The organism is Leisingera thetidis, from assembly GCF_025857195.1.
GTDB lineage: Bacteria > Pseudomonadota > Alphaproteobacteria > Rhodobacterales > Rhodobacteraceae > Leisingera > Leisingera thetidis.
The window spans coordinates 3298106-3314977 of sequence record NZ_CP109787.1 but is presented as its reverse complement, the minus strand read 5'-3'; the positions used below and the strand labels follow the sequence as shown (position 1 = coordinate 3314977).

The window sequence follows — 16872 nt, the reverse complement described above, 5'->3', positions numbered from 1 at the left end:
TTGGCAGGGGGGCTGTTAGCCGTTTGTCTTGCCCAGCACCCGACTTTGATAGAGCTCGCGGATCTGCGCTTTGCGGGCGGCCTGCAGCATCTTTTCTTCATCTCCCGTGCGCTTGGTCAGATAGGCATAGCCGGCATAGGCGTTGCGCTTGCTGTCCTGGTTGGCGTGCGCGGGCGCTTGCGCGCTGCTGGCGCCGTGGATGTTATCATCGCGTTCTGACGGCAGCCGCATGAAATAGAGATGCACCAGAATGGCAAGAGCCGGCACCAGCCCAAAGAACACCGAGTAGAACAAGAACTGCAGCTCTACGGCCGGGTTCTGCAAGCCGGTTGCCTGGGCGGTTTGCAGGCCAGCACTCACGTCCGCCTTTGCGGCGGCACCAAGCAGCGTGCCCAGGACGGCGTCCCAATTCACGGCATTGGCAATGGCCGCGAAGTTGAACATCGTTTCCCAGAAACCGCCTGACAATGCGGCGACCACTGCGCCGCCTGCGATAACCGCAACGCCCAGGCCGCTTTGATCCGCCGTCGGCAGCGAGGTGGCAAAACCAAAGCTCATCATCAGCCCGAGGGAAACGGCAACAAAGGGCAGCCTGGCCCATCTGCCGCTGCGCCCGGCATCATTCAGCCTGCGCACGGTCAGCGAAAGCCTGGGGAGGAAGGTGAACAGAAACAACCCGAGCGAGCCATAATGGAAAGGGTTCAGCGGCGGCACTTCGCGGCGCGACAGATGCCCCCGGACTTCGGCGGCCTCGCCAGGCAGCATCAGGAAAATGAGCAGCCAGACCACCGGGATAACACACCAGTACTCCAGGCGGGTGGCGCGGTCGCCAAAGTCGAGAAACTTGAAGGCAAAGCTTTCAAAAGCGGAAGGAATGCGGGGGATCATTGGAAACCTGCTGTGAAATAATCTCCCTTGGGTTGCGTGTCAGCTGAGGCGGAATTCGAGTCGGATTCGGGCCGGATCCGAGGTGTCAGCCGCGGTCCAGCCAGGGCACCACCGGGAGGCGGCTGGAAGCATAGCCGGGCACCTGTGCGTCCAGCAGCGCGGCAAGTTCCGGCAGGCGGCTCACGGGCACCTTGGGGAACAGGTGGTGCTCGCGGTGGTAGAACATCAGATACGCAGCCCTGGCCAGCACGCCGCGCTGGCTGCGTGCCGCCAGACCCGACGCCGCGGTGCCCTGATGGGTGATCCAGACCGCGAAGAAGGCGGTCAGGCATTGCGCCGCACCCATCGACGCCAGATGCAGCAGCAGAAAGCGCTGTCCGCTCCACAGGACCAGCCCGGCGGCCAGCCCCGCGCAGAGCCCGTCCCGCAGCATCCGCCGCCGCCATTTGGCACCGCCTTGCGCCCAGCAGGCGCCGATCAGGTCAACCGGAAACCGCGGCCCGTAGCGCAGCACTTCGCCTGCGCTCATATGGCCGCAGTGCCCCTCGATATCGCCGGGGCCCATGGCATGCCGGTGGTGCTGCATATGGCTCCAGGCGACCGAGCAGTTGCAGCCGCACATCAGCGCGCTGAGGGCATGCAGCACGGCGATGTCCCCGCGCCGGGGCAGGCCGAGATTGCTATGGATCGCCTCATGGTTCAGCCGCAGCGCGCAGAGGAAGAACAGGAAGCCCGCTGCCGCCCCCAGCGGCCAGAGCGGCGAGGCATAAAGCCCCCAGGACAGAGCCAGCCAGGGCAAGGGCAGGCTCAGCTCCACCCAGCGCTGGCGGCGGGTGACCGGCAGCAGATCCTGCCATGCGGCATCGCGCGGGGCGGCTTCACGGGAAACAGGCGGGCACATGGCAGCCTCCTTTGCCGGCGGCAACTTGGCGGGACGCTGCAGCAAAAGGTGCCGCGCGCCGGGTGTCCGGAGCGTCAGGCAGGTCCACCGCGGGCAGGGCTTTGGTGCCGTTAATTGCAGTTATTTCTGTCATCAGTGAAACTCCCTCGTAAAAATTTTTCCGCCAGGGGCCGCCTGCGGCCCGTTTTCACTCTGTCTGCTTGCCGCCAGGCAGGAACCGCGCCACCTTGGCGCCCAGCTTCAGCACCGCCAGATGCACGGATCGGGGCAGGCGGGAGAAATCCATGTACCAGTCATCAAACATCCGCATTACCCGCAGGGTCTCGCCCATGCGGTCCTTGACCGGTTTGGGGGTTCCGTCGGCCCCGGCCTCCTTCATCACCTCATCCAAGGCTTTCAGCGTCGGGGCAAACTCCCGCTCGCGCCGGGCGGCAATCACCGCATCGACCAGATCGAACATGTCGCGGACCGAAGTGAAGTGATCGCGCCGGTCGCCCAGCTGGCGGCTGACCTTGACCAGTCCCTGCGCCTGCAGCTCCTTGAGCCCGTTCGACACATTCGAACGCGCCAGCCCCAGCACCTCGCAGATCTCATCCGCGGTCATCGGGTCCGTTGCGATGTGCAGCAGCGCATGGATCTGGGCTACCGACCGGTTCACGCCCCAGCGGCTGCCCATCTCGCCCCAATGAAGGATGAAGCTCTGCATCGCGGGGGTCAGTTTCATCACGGCATCCTGAAATTTCTGTAACGACAGAAAACCCTGAAACCTTGAGCCGTGTCAAGCCAAACAGACACCGGCGGCAGATTGCCCTGCCGCCGGCTGTTCGCCCGTGAGGGGGCGTTGTGTTACTGCTGCAGCGCTGCCGGATCCTTATCGGCGATGTCGTCCCAGTTCGTGTCGGCTTTTTCGATGAAACCGGGGATGTCGCCTTCCCAGCGGGTCTGAATGTCTTTTGCCAGGTTCAAATACAGCTTGTCGTCGACGATGTTCCACAGGGTCGGGTCGCCGTCGAACTTGAAGCCCATGGCCGCGCCAAAGGCACAGTAGCCGCCATATTCAGGCAGGTAGGCTTCCGGGTTCTTTTCAAATTGGGCCTTGTTCTCTTCTGAGGCAAAGCGGTACAGCGCGTCGTTATGCGTCGCGGTGATTTTCCAGTTGCCCGGAGTCGGCTCCCCAACCGTGAAATAGGCCACCGGGTCATAGCCCTGCAGCGCAAGGCCGGTGGAAGAGGCGTTGATTTCAACGCCGGCCGCCAGGGCCGAGGTGGCCATGGCAACCGACAGTGCCACACCGCTGATCAGTGCTTTTACTTTGTTCATGGTCCCGTCCTTTCAAATCCCGGCCGCGGCGTTCCCGAATGCCTGCCCGGCCGGCGTTTCACCATGTGTGCCGCGGTATGCCGCGGGTCACGGCACCGATGTGGCGGGTCCGGCGATCACGTTCAAAACAACTCAAATTGACTGTGCATCGGGCTGCAGCGCGCTGTGCATCCCCGCGCAGAACAGGTGACAGTCTGCGCTGCCGCGGGCAGTATGGGCCCAGGTAAACTGGAGGTACGGATGACACGCCCATTCCCCACCCGCCGCGCGCTGTTCTGCGGGCTGGCCGCGGTCTTGATGGCGGCGGCAGTGCCGGCCGCCGCCCAAAGCATCAGCGGCAGCTACCGCGCCGAGGGCCGCAACCCTGACGGCAGCAGCTATTCCGGCACCGTGCAGATCCGCGACAGCGGCGGCGCGGTCGAGATGCATTGGCAGGTCGGCGCCCAGGCCTATGCCGGCAGCGGCACCCGCAATGGCGATGTGGTCTGGGTGAACTGGGGCGACACCTATCCGGTGGTCTATGTGCGCATGCCCAGCGGCGAGCTGCACGGCACCTGGTCCAATGGCCGGGCGCTGGAGCGTCTTATTCCATAACTTTCAGGGCCAGAACGAAGCGGATCACTTTGTCTGCGGGCATCTCGCAGGGCTTCAGCCGCGCCCCGGACGCCAGCCGGTAGAGGTTGAGGCTGATACAGTCGCTGCCGCCCAGTTCCCGCGCCACCAGTTTCTGCGCCTTGCCCGCGGCCAGGTTCTGCCGGGTGACGGTGTATTTGCGCCCGCCGGCACGGCCGGTGAAGGCGCCCAGCGGCAGCGCGTCAAAAGCTGCAAGGAAGGCTTGCAGCTTTTCGTCTGTCACTTCTGCCCGATCCTCGGCTCGGTGCCCGCCCGCAGCCGGGCGATATTGGCCGAGTGGCGGACAAGGACAATTGCCGCCAGCAGCACTGACAGGGCAATCGCCGGCTGATAGCCCAGCACAAAGGCCCATAGCGGCGCCGACACCGCCGAGACCAGCGCCCCCATCGAAGAAATCCGGCTGGCCGCCGCCGCTGCCAGCCAGGTCAGGCAGCAGGCAATGCCCACCGGCCAGGCCAGCGCCAGCATCAGGCCGAGGAATGTGGCCACGCCCTTGCCGCCCTTGAACCCCAGCCAGACCGGAAAGCAATGGCCGAGGAAAGCCATCAGCCCTGCCGCCTGCGCCGCATCTTCGCCGGCCAGGGAGCGGGCCAGCAGCACCGCCGCAGCGCCCTTGCCGCCATCCAGCAGGAGCGTCAGTGCCGCGGCGGATTTGCTGCCGGTGCGCAACACGTTGGTGGTGCCGATATTGCCCGATCCGATCTGGCGCAGGTTGCCGAGCCCGAATGCCTTGGTGACCACCAGGCCGAAGGGCACCGAGCCGAGACCATAGCCGGTCAACGCCCAGAGGATCAGAACCGCAGCAGAGCTTTCGAAAACTGGCATCAGCCCCTCCGGTAGACGGGTTCGCCCGCCACGTAAGTTGCCTCGACCCGGCCCTGCATCCGCTGGGTGTCATAAGGCGTGTTCTGAGACTTCGAACGCAGCTTGAACCGGTCGAGCACAAAGGGCACGTCCGGGTCGAACAGCACCAGGTCCGCAGGCGCGCCTGCCGCAATGCGGCCGCTCTTCAGGCCCAGCCGCTTGGCCGGGTTCAGCGACATGGCGCGGAACAGGGTGGGCAGGTCCAGGAGTTCGGCATGGTACAGCCGCAGCGCCGCGGGCAGCAGCGTTTCCAGCGCCACAGCGCCGGCCGCGGCTTCCTCAAACGGCAGGCGCTTGCTTTCCTCGTCCTGCGGCGTGTGCATGGAGCTGATGATGTCGATCAGCCCCGTGCGCACCGCTTCGACCACCGCCAGCCGGTCATCCTCGGAGCGCAGCGGCGGCTTCACTTTGAAGAAGCTGCGGTAGCCGGCCACGTCCAGCTCGTTCAGCGTCAGATGGTGGATCGAGGTGCCGGCGGTGATGTCCAGCCCGTTCTTCTTGGCGCGTTCCAGCGCGGGCAGGGCGCGGGCGGTGGTGATCTGGTCCGCGTGATACCTGGCGCCGGTCATTTCCAGCAGCGCGATGTCGCGGTCCAGTCCCATCCGCTCGGCCATTGGCGACACGGCAGGCAAGCCGTAAAGCGCGGCGAATTTGCCGCTGGTGGCCGCGGCCCCCTTGCTCAGGCCCGGCTCCTGCGGGTGGGCAATGACCAATGCGCCGCAGGACCGGGCGTAACTCAGCGCGCGCTGGAACACCTTGGTGTTCTGCACCACGTGGTCGCAATCGGAAAAGGCCACTGCGCCGGCATCCATCAGGAAGCCGATCTCGGTCATCTCGCGCCCCTCGCGCCCCTTGGTCAGCGCCGCCATCGGCAGCACGTTCACCGGCGTTGCGGCCTGGGCCCGGCGGGTGACGAATTCCAGTGTTTCCGGGCTGTCGATCGCAGGCGTGGTATCGGGACGGGTGACGATGGTGGTGACGCCGCCGGCCGCCGCCGCCAGCCCTGCGGACTTGTAGCTTTCCTTGTGCCGCTCGCCCGGCTCGCAGACCTTGACGCCGATGTCGACGATCCCCGGCGCCAGGCATTTGCCGCCGCAGTCGACAAGGGTCACATCTTCCGGCCGGATGTTTCGCGCGTGCAGCAAATGGTCAGCATCGGTGGCGTTCTTTTCAACCGCCGCGATCCGTCCGTTTTGGACCAGAACCATGCCCGGTGACTCGCTGCCGCCCTCCGGGTCGATCAGGCGGGCGTTGGTGAAGAGAGTGCTCATGCCTTGGCTCTTTCGATTGAATTGCGGGTCGCGGCCGGATCGGCCTGGTACTTGATCAGGTGCTTGTCGCCGCTCTTGGTGATCACTTGCACGTAGCTGCCCATGGTGCGGACGGTTTCGATCCCGGCAAGCGGGATGCTGCGGCCGGCCGGGCCGGTGAGGGCGGTCTCCGTCAGGGTCCAGACCACCGCCAGCTCCTCGCTGGCCATGTACCAGCCGCGCAAGGCAATGGCTGCCAGCCCGCCGGCGGCGCCGGTCCAGATGTGCGGGCTGCCCATGATCCACAGCACCGCCATGGCGCCGCTCATGCCGATTGCCGCCATCCAGGCGTGGGCGCGGATGTAGGCGCCGCGGTCCGGTTTGAGGTCGGTTGCTGCCATCAGGCCACGAGCACCCAGATCAGCAACAAGAACAGCAGCATCACCACGGCAAACAGCACCGCACCGATGCGGCGGGCCTGGGAACGGGCCGCCCGCGGGGGAAGTTTCGGAGCAGAATAGGGCTTGGCGCTGTCGGCGGTTGCGGGCGGGGCGCTCCAGTCGGTCTGCCGCTCGCCGTAGGTTCCGGCCAGGGTGATCTGATCCGCCGGAGTCAGCCGGGTCTCCGCATCGCTGAACGCCCGCGAACGGATCAGCAGCACATGGCCCTCCAGCGTCTCCAGCATGCCGCGGTCTTCCTCGACCTGGGCGCGGGGCACGCCGCAGCCGTCGGTGAGGTAGCCGGTCAGGCCGATGTCCTCGAGGTCGGACACCGGGAAGATCTCCACCTGCTCCATGTCGAGCGCCTCGATCCCCAGGACCTGCGCCAGCGCGCCGGGTTCCTTGAGAAAGGCCGCCTGTTCGGGCCGCATGTCCAGCGCGAACAGCCGGATCACACCGCGCTCGCCCGCCGGGATATGGATCGCACCGGTCATCCGCTCAGCCCGCCTTGGCCTGACGATCGGCGCGCAGGTTGCGGGCCAGGAGGTCCATCGCCGCCATCCGCACCGCAACACCCATTTCGACCTGCTCCTGGATCACCGAGCGGTTGATATCGTCGGCCAGGGTGCCATCGATCTCCACCCCGCGGTTCATCGGGCCGGGGTGCATGACAATGGCGTCGGGCTTGGCCAGCGCCAGCTTGTCAGCATCAAGGCCGTAGCGGTGGTAATACTCGCGCTCCGAGGGGATGAAGCCGCCGTCCATGCGCTCTTTCTGCAGCCGCAGCATCATGACGACGTCGACGTCCTTCAGGCCCTCGCGCATGTCGTCATAGATCTCGGCGCCGAACCCGGCGAACTGCTGCGGCACCAGCGTCGGCGGGCCGATCAGGCGGATGCGGTTTTCCATCTTGCCAAGCAGGATCAGGTTGGAGCGCGCCACGCGGCTGTGTGCGATGTCGCCGCAGATCGCGATGTTGAGCCGGTGCAGCCGGCCCTTGGAGCGGCGGATGGTGAGCGCGTCCAGCAGCGCCTGGGTCGGGTGCTCATGCTTGCCGTCGCCTGCGTTCAGCACCGCACAGTTCACCTTCTGCGCCAAGAGGTCCACCGCGCCGGAATGCGGATGCCGCACCACCAGCAGATCCGGGTGCATCGCGTTCAGCGTCATCGCGGTGTCGATCAGGGTTTCGCCCTTTTTGATCGACGACGCCTGCATCGCCATGTTCATCACATCCGCGCCCAGCCGCTTGCCCGCCAGCTCGAACGAGGCCTGGGTGCGGGTGGAGTTTTCAAAGAACATGTTGATCTGGGTGAGACCCGCCAGCACGTCGGAATGCTTTTCGGCGCGGCGGTTCAGCGCCACGTAGCCGTCGGCCAGATCGAGGATCGCGGTGATCTCATGCGGATTCAGCGGCTCGATGCCAAGCAGGTGGCGGTGTTCGAAGGACATATGGGGCGGCTCCGCTTGATTTGCCGGTTGTTATAGGCGGGGGAGCCGGGTGCGGCAAGGCGGTCGCGGGCGTCCGGTGTCTTGCAGGCGAGGGGCCGGCCCCTCGCGCTCCCCGGAGTATTTGCGCAAAGAAGAAAGTCTTGAATTTGCAGGATGACGGCGGAGAGGTGTTCCGCTTGCGCTGCGGGCGGAGTAGCTTGGGCGCATGGAATCGGCATTGGATTACTGGAGCGCGCGGGCGCTGTTGGAGTGGCAGGCGGAGCTTGGCGCCACCGAGGCGCTGTGCGACGCGCCCGTCGACCGCTATGGGCTGGAACAGGCGGTGCCGCGGCCAAAGCCCGGTGCCGCGCCTGCGCCGCCGCCCAAGCCCAAGGAAGCGGACCCCGCCGATGTGGCCGGAAAGGCGGCCAGGGCGGCCGCGTCGCTGCCGGCTTTGCGCGACGCCATGCAGGGTTTCAGCCATTGCGAGCTGAAGCGCGGCGCCCGCAATCTGGTGTTCTCCGACGGCCGGCCCGGGGCGCGGGTGATGATCATCGGCGAAGCGCCGGACCGCGATGAAGACCTTCAGGGCACACCTTTTGCGGGCCGGGCCGGGCAGCTGCTGGACCGGATGCTGGAGGCGATCGGCCTGAGCCGCACCGAGAGCGTCTATCTCACCAACGTGCTGCCGTGGCGGCCGCCGCAGAACCGCGACCCGCTGCCTGCGGAAATCGGCATGCTGACGCCGTTCCTGGCGCGCCATGTGGCACTGGCGGAGCCGGAGATCCTGGTGCTGATGGGCAATATCAGCTGCCAGGCGGTGCTGGGCAAGCGCGGCATCACCCGGCTGCGCGGCAAGTGGGACCAGGCCTGGGGCAAGCCGGTCATTCCGATGTTCCACCCCGCCTATCTGCTGCGCCAGCCGCAGCAGAAGCGGCTGGCCTGGGCCGACCTGCTGGAGCTGAAAGCGCGGCTGGCCGCGGTGGCCTGAGGAGGGCGCATGAAAATTCTCGCGTTTTCCGATCTGCATCTGTCGGGCCGCCATGCGGCGGATATCGTTGCCGCCAGCGCGGGGGCGGATCTGGTGATCGGTGCGGGCGATTTCTGCAACATGCGGCAGGGGCTGGACCGGGTGGCGGCGATGCTTGCGGGGCTGCAGGCGCCGATGGTGGCGGTGCCTGGCAATGGCGAAAGCGCCGATGAGCTGCGGGCCGCAGGGTTCCCGGAGACAACGGTGCTGCATGGCGGGGAAATGGAGTTCGAAGGCCTGCGCCTGTTCGGGCTGGGGTACGGGGTGCCGGAGACCCCGTTTGGCAGCTGGTCCTGTGATCTGAGCGAGATGCAGGCGGCGGCGATGCTGGCGGCTTGCGGCCATGCGGACATTCTGATCTCGCATTCACCGCCCAGAGGGCTGGGGGATGTGACCTCGGGCGGCCTCTCCGTGGGCTCCGACGCGGTCCGGGCCGCGGCAGAGCGGGTGCAGCCGCAGCTGCTGCTGTGCGGCCATGTGCATGACTGCTGGGGCTTCCGCGGCAATTTGGGCAGGACGCAGGTGGCCAACCTTGGCCCTATGGTGAGCTGGTTCGAGGTTGAGCCATGATCGATGCGGTGTCCTTGCTGGGCTTCATCCCGGCGGCGCTGGCGCTGAACCTGACCCCGGGAGCGGACATGATGTTCTGCCTTGGCCAGGGCTTGCGTGCCGGGCGCGGGGCGGCGGTGGCGGCCAGCGCCGGGATCTCGGCGGGCAGCATGGTGCATGTGACGCTGGCCGGGCTGGGGCTGGGCGCGGCGGTTTCTGCCATGCCGGGGCTGTTCGACGTGATCCGCTGGGCGGGCGTGGCCTATCTGCTGTACCTGGCCTGGGGCGCCCTGCGCGGCGGGCTGGCGGCGGAAGAGCTGCCCGGGCGGTGCGGCGCCAATGCCTTTCGCAGCGGGCTGCTGGTGAATCTGACAAACCCCAAGGTGATCCTGTTTGTGCTGGCCTTTGTGCCGCAGTTCGTGCAGCCGCAGGCCGGCCCGGTGCTGGCGCAGTTCCTGATTTTCGGGATGATCCTGGCGGCAGGCGGGTTTTTCATCAACGCGCTGGCGGGCATCTTTGCAGGCCAGGCCGGCCGGCGGCTGGCGGGCTCACCGGTGTTCGCGCGCTGGCTGGGCAGGGTTTCGGCCGGGATTTTTGCAGGGCTGGCCGTGCGGCTGGCGATTATGGAGAGGGCGTAGATGTCCCGGATTGACGAAAGCATGGAATTCATCCCGGTCCGCATTGCGGTGCTGACGGTCTCGGATAGCCGCAAGCTGGAGGATGACCGTTCCGGCCAGGTGCTGGTGGACCGGCTGCGGGACGCGGGCCATGTGCTGGCCGGCCGCAAGATCATCCCCGACGAGCGGGCAGCAATTGCCGCCCAGCTGCGCGCCTGGGTGGCGGATCCGGCGGTGGATGCGGTGATCTCGACCGGCGGCACCGGGCTGACGGGGCGCGACGTGACGGTGGAGGCGCACCGCGACGTCTATGAAAAGGAGATCGAGGCCTTCGGCACCGTCTTCACCCTGGTCTCTATGCAGAAGATCGGCACCAGCGCGGTGCAGTCGCGCGCCACCGGCGGTGTTGCGGGCGGCACCTATCTGTTTGCGCTGCCCGGCAGCCCCGGCGCCTGCAAGGACGGCTGGGATGAAATCCTGTCAAAACAGCTCGATTACCGCCACCGGCCCTGCAATTTCGTGGAAATCATGCCCCGATTGGAGGAACATCTGCGCCGGAAGTGATCCTGCGCGGCGTGTAACCTCGCAAACCCGTGCGGAAAATCGTATATTTCCAAGCGGGCGAAATAGATGCGCCATCTGGGCATTTGCGCTTTGGCAGGCCGCACGGGCGGCCCCGGCAGCAGCCGCCACCGGAAGGGAGAGACATGCGCTTTTTGCGTCAGAGTGTGACAGGGATATTCCTGGCGGCGGTAACAGCGGCGCTTCTGCTTTATGCCGGGCAGCTGGTGTTCGGCGCGATCGAGGCGCAGCTGACCGCCGAGCGCAAGGCGCCGCCAGTGCGCGAGCGGGTGTTTGCAGTCAACGTGGTGACGGCGGACCTGCAGACGGTGGCGCCGGAGCTGACCGCCTTTGGCCGGGTTGAAAGCCGCCGGACGCTGGAACTGCGCACCGCCGCCGGCGGCCGTGTGGTGCAGCTGGCAGAGGATTTCGAGGAAGGCGGCGCGGTCCGCGCGGGCGAGGTGCTGGTGCAGATCGACCCGGCGGATGCGCAGGCGGCGCTGGACCGGGCCGAGGCCGACATGATGGATGCCCGCGCCGAGGAGCGCGATGCCGGCCGGGCGCTGGCTCTGGCGCAGGATGAATTGCAGGCCACGCAGGATCAGGCGCAGCTGCGCGAACGCGCCTTTCAGCGGCAGCTGGATCTGCAGCGGCGGGGCGTCGGCACCGCCGCCGCGGTGGAAACCGCGGAGCTGGCCGCGGTGCAGGCGCGCCAGGCGGTGATCTCGCTGCGCCAGGCCGTGAGCCAGGCGGAGGCGCGCACGGATCAGGCCGCCACCCGGGTGGCGCGGGCGCGGATCGCGCTGGACGAGGCACGCCGCGGCCTTGAGGACACCACCATCAGGGCCGGTTTCGACGGCACCTTGCAGGCGGTGAGCCTGGTGCAGGGGCGGCTGGTCTCGGCCAACGAAAAACTGGCGGATCTGGTCGATCCGGACCTGCTGGAAGTGGCGTTCCGGGTGTCGACCGCGCAATATGCCCGGCTGCTGGACGGCAACGGCCGCCTGCTGCGGGCACCGGTGCGGGTATTGCTGGACGCCGCCGGGGCCGGTCTCAGTGCAACCGGGCAGATTTCGCGCGCCAGCGGCGCGGCGGGCGATGGCCAGGCCGGGCGGCTGGTCTATGCGCGGCTGGAGGCGGCGCCGGGGTTCGAGCCCGGGGATTTTGTCACCGTCAAGGTGACCGAGCCTGAAGTGGCGGCTGTGGCCCGGGTGCCGGCCTCGGCGCTGGGGACGGATGGCGCGGTGCTGGTGCTGGACGCTGAGGACCGGCTGGAGACGCTGCCGGTCGAGCTGGTGCGCCGGCAGGACGATGAGGTGCTGATCCGCGGCAGCGGCCTGGAAGGGCGCGAAGTTGTCATCGGCCGCACGCCTCTTTTGGGCGCCGGCATCAAGGTCCGCCCGCTGCGCCAGGGGGCGGAGATGCAGGCGCTGCCGGAACTGATCGAGCTGAGCGATGAGCGCCGCGCCAGGCTGGTGGCCCTGGTCGAGGGCAACAGCCGGATGCCCTCGGAAATGAAGGCCAGGATGCTGCAGCAGCTGGCCGAGGCGAAGGTGCCCGCGCAATTGGTCACCCGGATCGAAACCCGGATGGGAGGCTGAGGCCGATGGTCCGCGACCTGCCGCAAACCGCCCGCGGGCTGTTCAGCTACTTCACCCGCCACCGCACGGCGGCCAACCTGCTGCTGGTGATCATGCTGGTGCTGGGCGCGGCAGCGATGCCCAACATGCGGGCGCAGTTTTTTCCCGATGTCATCGTCGAGAGCGTCACCGTCACCGTCGAATGGGAAGGCGCGGGCCCCGAGGACGTGGACAATGCCATCGTGCAGGTGCTGGAGCCTGCGTTGCTGGCGGTGGACGGGGTCGAGGAGACCTCCTCCATCTCGCGCGAGGGGCTGGCCACGCTGACGATGGAATTCGAGCCCGGCTCGGACATGGGGCAGGCCGCCGATGACGTGCAGGCGGCGGTGGATGGCATCACCACCCTGCCGGAAGAGGCGGAGGAGCCGGAGGTGCGGCGCGGCGCCTGGCGCGACCGGGTGACCGATGTGGTGATTTCCGGTCCAGTGGCCGCGGGCCAGCTGGGCCAGTTTGCCGACGAGCTGGTGTCGCGGCTGTTCGAGGCCGGGGTGACACGCACCACCATCCGCGGGGTGGCGGCGCCGGAAACCATCGTCGAGGTGCCGACCGCCAGGCTGATCACCCATGACATCACCATGCGCGGGATTGCCGATGCCATCGCCGCCGAGGTGGATGCCGACCCGGCGGGCGATGTGTCCGGCGCCAATGCCCGGGTGCGCACCGGCAGCGAAAAGCGCACACCGGAGGAGCTGAAATCCATCGTCCTGCGCACCAATGCCGACGGCTCGGTGCTGACCGTCGGCGATGTGGCGTCGGTGCGGATCGAGGGCGTGGACCGCAACCGGTCTTATTTCGTGGGCGAAAACCCGGCAATGTCGATCCGGATCGACCGCTCCGATCAGGGCAACGCCATCCGCCTGCAGGCTCAGGTGCAGGATGTGGTGGCCCAGATGCAGGCGAGCCTGCCGCAGGGGGTGACGGCGCAGCTGATCCGCACCCGCGCCGAACACATCACCAACCGGCTGGACATCCTGATCGACAACGGGCTGATGGGGCTGGGCCTGGTGCTGTGCCTCCTGTTCCTTTTCCTCAACACCCGGATCGCGTTTTGGGTTGCGGCGGGCATCCCGGCGGCGATGTTTGCCGCCGTTGCGCTGATGTATGCCGCCGGGATCACCATCAACATGATCAGCCTGTTCGGCCTGATCATCACCCTCGGCATCGTGGTGGATGATGCCATCGTGGTGGGCGAGCACGCCGATTTCCGGGTGCGGCGGCTGGGCGAAACCCCGATCCAGGCCGCCGAGAATGCGGCCCGGCGCATGGCGATGCCGGTCTTTGCGGCGACCCTGACCACCATCATCGCCTTTTTCGGGCTGACGCTGGTGGGCGGACGCTTCGGCGAGCTGATCCGCGACATTCCCTTCACCGTGATCGCGGTGCTGGCGGCCTCGCTGGTGGAATGCTTCCTGATCCTGCCCAACCACCTGGCCCATGCGCTGACCCATGCCCAGGCGCGCCACTGGTACGACTGGCCGAACCGGATGGTGAACCGCGGCTTCCGCTGGTTGCGCGACCATGCCTTCCGGCCGCTGATGGGCATGGTTGTCACCGCCCGCTACGCGGTGCTGGCCGGGGCGCTGGCAGTGCTGGCCAGCCAGGCCGCACTGTTCATCAACGGCGATGTGCAGTGGCGCTTCTTCAATGCGCCGGAGCGCGGCTCCGTCACCGGCAATTTTGCCATGACCGAAGGCGCCAGCCGCGCCGATACCCTCATGATGATGCGCGAGATGCAGCGCGCCGCCGAGGCGCTGGGCGCCGAATACGCGGAACGCTACGGCCGCAACCCGCTGGATTTCGTGATGGCCGAGACCGGCGGCAATGCCGGACGGGGCCTGAGCGGGGTGGAGGCCAAGGACGCCGACCTGCTGGGCGGCATCTCGATCGAGCTGATCGACGCCGACCTGCGCCCCTATTCCAGCTTTGCCTTTGTTGCCGAACTGCAGGAGCGGGTGGTGCGCCATCCGCTGGTGGAAACCATCTCCTTCCGCAGCTGGCGCTCCGGGCCGGGCGGCGATGCACTGGATGTGCAGTTCGCCGGCGCCAGCGTGCAGGTGCTCAAGGCCGCCTCCGAGGACCTGAAGACCGCATTGCTGCGCTTCCCCGAGGTTTCGGCGGTCGAGGACAACCTGGCCTACGACAAGGAAGAGGTGATCCTCGACCTCACCCCGCAGGGGCAGGCGCTGAATTTCACCATCGGCAGCCTGGGGCAGGCGCTCAGGGCTCGGCTGAACGGCATCGAGGCGGCGACCTATCCGGACGGGCCGCGCAGCGCCACCATCCGGGTGGAGCTGCCGGAAAACGAACTGACCGCCGATTTCCTGGAGCGCACCCTGATGCGGGCGCCCAGCGGCATCTATGTGCCGCTGGCGGATATCGTCTCGGTCACCCAGCGCACCGGGTTTTCCACCGTGCGGCGGGAAAACGGCATCCGGGTGATCAGCGTCACCGGCGACATTTCCGAGGACGACCCGGTGCGCGCCGAAGCGGTGATGCAGGCTTTGGAGCAAGAGATTCTGCCGCAGATCGCCAGCGAACGGCAGGTGGAGTGGCAGCTGTCAGGGCTGGCCGAGCAGGAGCAGACCTTCCTGCAGGAAGCGGGCACCGGGCTGATCCTGTGCCTCACCGGCATCTACCTGGTGCTGGCCTGGATCTTTGCCAGCTGGACCCGGCCCGTGGTGGTGATGGCGATCATTCCCTTCGGCCTCGTCGGCACCATCTGGGGCCATTTCATGTGGGAGGTGCCGCTCAGCATGTTCACGGTGGTGGGCCTGCTGGGGATGACCGGGATCATCATCAACGATTCCATCGTTCTGGTCACCACCATTGACCAGTACGCCGAGGACCGCGGGCTGGTGCCGTCGATCATCGACGCGGCGGCGGACCGGCTGCGGCCGGTGATGCTGACCACGATGACCACGGTGCTGGGGCTGGCGCCGCTGCTGTTCGAGCGCTCGCAGCAGGCGCAGTTCCTCAAGCCGACGGTGATCACCCTGGTTTACGGCCTGGGGTTCGGCATGTTCCTGGTGCTGCTGGTGGTGCCGGCCCTGGTGGCGGTGCAGCGCGACCTGTCGCGGCCGCTGACGGCGCTGCGCCGCGCGCTGCGGCAGGGGGCCGGACGGCTGCGCTGGCTGGTACTGGGCACGGCGCTGGCGCAGCTGGGCTGGCTGGTGCTGGCACTGGGCTGGCCGATGGCCACCGGCGCGCTGCATCCGCTGCTGCGGGCGGTGCCTGCGCTGGCAGCGATGGAGCCGGTGCGGGCCGGGCTGCTGGCCTGTATCGCCGGGGCGCTGCTGCTGGCGCTGCTGGCCTATCTGGCGGGGAGCCTTGCCTACCGGGTCAGCTCGCGACAGCGGGCCTGAGCCAGCCGCGCCGCATCCGCCACCTGATCCAGCAGCTGCAGGCCGCGGGTTTCGATCCCGGCAATCGGGACCCACTCGGCCTGCTCGGCGTCGTCGTCCGGCACCGGCTCGCCGCTGACATATTCACACAGAACCACGGTCAGCAGATACTGGCGCTGCACCGCGCCGTCTGCGCTGCGGGCCAGAACATCCACATTGGTGAGATACTCCAGCGGTTCGGCAATCACGCCGGTTTCCTCCTGCAGCTCGCGCGCGGCAGCCTGCAGGGCGGTCTCGCCCATCTCCACATGGCCGCCGGGAAAGCCCCACCAGCCGGCGTTGGGCTCCCTGCCGCGCTGCACCAGGATCACATGGTCGGCGCCATCAAAATGGCGGCAGACCACGGCAATCGCGCCCAGGACCGGGCGCGGCGGCGGGCTGTGCGGAATGCTCATCCGGCGCTGCAGCCCAAGATGTCCACCGCGTGGCCGCTGCCCAGCACGGTGATCCGCAGCCTGGAGCGGTCGATGGCATAGGCATTGCCGTCGGCGGGCAGGAATTCGGTCTCGGCGACCAGTATCCCGCCTTCGCGGCGGCTAACGGTCTCCCCGGCATAAAGGCCGGGCGTGCCGGGCTCGATCACCGCAATCTCCTCACCGCCGGCTGAGGGCATCGAGATGCGCGCGGTGACCTTCATGCCGTAGTCCGAGGGGCTGAGGCTGCAGGCGGCATGGCGCACGCCGGCTTCCTTGGCCGACCACGGGCGGCTGGCCAGCGCCGCGGCAATTGCCGGATTGCGGCCGGCATCGCCGTCCAGCGGGTGGTCAAAGCTCAGTTCGGCGGGCACGCAGACGTCCTTGCACACGCCCAGCTGCATCCGCCCCTTGAGGCGCACCGGCTTGCCCGGGGTTTCAGGCGTGACTTCCAGCGGCAGCACCAGCTGGTCGTGATAGCCGATGGTGCGGTAGCCGGAGGTCAGGAAAACCTCGGGCGCGGGCCAGGTCATCGACAGCCCGCCGAGATTGCGGGCGCCGCGCCAGGAGAAGCTGGGCGGGATGCCGGCATCGCCGGGCGCGCGCCAATAGGTCTTCCAGCCCGGCTGCAGCGTGATCCGCAGTGCCGCCTGGTAAGTGCCGCGCGGCGTGATGCCGCCGTCCAGCACCTCGATCTGCACGATCTCGCCATCTGCGGCGCCGGAAAGGGCCGGGGTGACTGCCGTCGCGGCAAACAGCGCTGCCAGAGCGGCAGCGGGGGTGATCAGGTTCTGTCTCATGCCTGGATACATGCGCCTGGCGGGCGGCTTTGCCAAGTCACGTTCCGGTCATAGCCCGGTCCACCCTGCGTTTGCGGTAATTTTGCCGAATGCGCTGCCGGGCTGCACCGATGCGCCCCTTGCGCGCGGGGCGGGGG

19 protein-coding genes are annotated in these 16872 nt (G+C 67.5%); 7 read left to right on the top strand and 12 right to left on the bottom strand.

Going from position 1 to position 16872, the window contains the following annotated elements; all coding sequences use genetic code 11:
- Positions 1-15: 15 nt before the first annotated feature.
- From OKQ63_RS15965 to OKQ63_RS15950, 4 genes are all read right to left on the bottom strand, one after another.
- Positions 16-888: a DUF805 domain-containing protein gene (locus OKQ63_RS15965; RefSeq protein WP_264211033.1), complete on the bottom strand. Its 873-nt coding sequence runs from the start codon at positions 886-888 to the stop codon at positions 16-18.
- A gap of 85 nt (positions 889-973) precedes the next feature.
- A complete protein-coding gene (locus OKQ63_RS15960; RefSeq protein ID WP_264211032.1) occupies positions 974-1789 on the bottom strand; it encodes a fatty acid desaturase in 816 nt (271 codons plus the stop codon).
- A gap of 187 nt (positions 1790-1976) precedes the next feature.
- Complete coding sequence (locus OKQ63_RS15955; RefSeq protein ID WP_264211031.1) at positions 1977-2513, bottom strand: GbsR/MarR family transcriptional regulator; 537 nt, start codon at positions 2511-2513, stop codon at positions 1977-1979.
- 122 nt (positions 2514-2635) lie between these two features.
- Positions 2636-3109, bottom strand: coding sequence for a YHS domain-containing (seleno)protein (locus tag OKQ63_RS15950; RefSeq protein ID WP_264211030.1), 474 nt, complete (start codon positions 3107-3109; stop codon positions 2636-2638).
- Between the two features lie 240 nt (positions 3110-3349).
- Here OKQ63_RS15950 and lfb1 point away from each other — a divergent pair, with 240 nt between their 5' ends.
- A complete protein-coding gene (gene lfb1, locus OKQ63_RS15945; protein ID WP_264211029.1) occupies positions 3350-3703 on the top strand; it encodes an LIC10280 family protein in 354 nt (117 codons plus the stop codon).
- Here lfb1 and OKQ63_RS15940 read toward each other — a convergent pair.
- The 6 genes from OKQ63_RS15940 to OKQ63_RS15915 are packed head-to-tail and all read right to left on the bottom strand — an operon-like array spanning position 3693 to position 7745.
- A complete protein-coding gene (locus OKQ63_RS15940; protein WP_264211028.1) occupies positions 3693-3965 on the bottom strand; it encodes a hypothetical protein in 273 nt (90 codons plus the stop codon). The two genes, lfb1 and OKQ63_RS15940, sit on opposite strands and share 11 nt — an antisense overlap.
- Positions 3962-4567, bottom strand: coding sequence for a glycerol-3-phosphate 1-O-acyltransferase PlsY (gene plsY, locus OKQ63_RS15935; RefSeq protein WP_264211027.1), 606 nt, complete (start codon positions 4565-4567; stop codon positions 3962-3964). Before plsY ends, OKQ63_RS15940 begins: the two co-directional genes overlap by 4 nt.
- Complete coding sequence (gene pyrC, locus OKQ63_RS15930; protein ID WP_264211026.1) at positions 4567-5877, bottom strand: dihydroorotase; 1311 nt, start codon at positions 5875-5877, stop codon at positions 4567-4569. Before pyrC ends, plsY begins: the two co-directional genes overlap by 1 nt.
- On the bottom strand, positions 5874-6257 hold the full coding sequence (locus OKQ63_RS15925) for a hypothetical protein (protein WP_264211025.1): 384 nt from the start codon (positions 6255-6257) through the stop codon (positions 5874-5876). Before OKQ63_RS15925 ends, pyrC begins: the two co-directional genes overlap by 4 nt.
- Complete coding sequence (locus OKQ63_RS15920; protein WP_264211024.1) at positions 6257-6790, bottom strand: hypothetical protein; 534 nt, start codon at positions 6788-6790, stop codon at positions 6257-6259. The genes OKQ63_RS15925 and OKQ63_RS15920 overlap by 1 nt, the downstream gene beginning before the upstream one ends.
- A 4-nt stretch (positions 6791-6794) precedes the next feature.
- Positions 6795-7745, bottom strand: a complete 951-nt coding sequence (locus tag OKQ63_RS15915; protein ID WP_264211023.1) for an aspartate carbamoyltransferase catalytic subunit — start codon at positions 7743-7745, stop codon at positions 6795-6797.
- A 205-nt stretch (positions 7746-7950) separates the two neighbouring features.
- On the opposite strand from OKQ63_RS15915, the gene OKQ63_RS15910 reads away from it, so the two are divergent.
- From OKQ63_RS15910 to OKQ63_RS15885, 6 genes are all read left to right on the top strand, one after another.
- Positions 7951-8715, top strand: coding sequence for a uracil-DNA glycosylase (locus tag OKQ63_RS15910; RefSeq protein WP_264211022.1), 765 nt, complete (start codon positions 7951-7953; stop codon positions 8713-8715).
- Between the two features lie 9 nt (positions 8716-8724).
- Positions 8725-9324, top strand: a complete 600-nt coding sequence (locus OKQ63_RS15905; protein ID WP_264211021.1) for a metallophosphoesterase family protein — start codon at positions 8725-8727, stop codon at positions 9322-9324.
- Complete coding sequence (locus OKQ63_RS15900; RefSeq protein WP_264211020.1) at positions 9321-9941, top strand: LysE family translocator; 621 nt, start codon at positions 9321-9323, stop codon at positions 9939-9941. Before OKQ63_RS15905 ends, OKQ63_RS15900 begins: the two co-directional genes overlap by 4 nt.
- Positions 9942-10484 (top strand): molybdenum cofactor biosynthesis protein B, encoded by a 543-nt coding sequence (gene moaB / locus OKQ63_RS15895; protein WP_264211019.1) that lies wholly within the window; start codon positions 9942-9944, stop codon positions 10482-10484.
- A gap of 143 nt (positions 10485-10627) precedes the next feature.
- Positions 10628-12082 carry an efflux RND transporter periplasmic adaptor subunit gene (locus OKQ63_RS15890; RefSeq protein ID WP_264211018.1) on the top strand — a complete coding sequence of 485 codons (1455 nt, stop codon included), beginning with the start codon at positions 10628-10630 and terminating at the stop codon, positions 12080-12082.
- A 5-nt stretch (positions 12083-12087) separates the two neighbouring features.
- Complete coding sequence (locus tag OKQ63_RS15885) at positions 12088-15483, top strand: efflux RND transporter permease subunit (protein WP_264211017.1); 3396 nt, start codon at positions 12088-12090, stop codon at positions 15481-15483.
- Here the strand turns inward: OKQ63_RS15885 and OKQ63_RS15880 are convergent.
- Together OKQ63_RS15880 and OKQ63_RS15875 are read right to left on the bottom strand one after the other, a co-directional pair.
- Positions 15453-15917 carry an NUDIX hydrolase gene (locus OKQ63_RS15880; protein ID WP_264211016.1) on the bottom strand — a complete coding sequence of 155 codons (465 nt, stop codon included), beginning with the start codon at positions 15915-15917 and terminating at the stop codon, positions 15453-15455. The two genes, OKQ63_RS15885 and OKQ63_RS15880, sit on opposite strands and share 31 nt — an antisense overlap.
- Entirely contained in the window at positions 15914-16735 is an 822-nt protein-coding gene (locus OKQ63_RS15875) for a protein-disulfide reductase DsbD domain-containing protein (RefSeq protein WP_264211015.1), read from the bottom strand. Before OKQ63_RS15875 ends, OKQ63_RS15880 begins: the two co-directional genes overlap by 4 nt.
- Between the last annotated feature and the right edge of the window lie 137 nt (positions 16736-16872).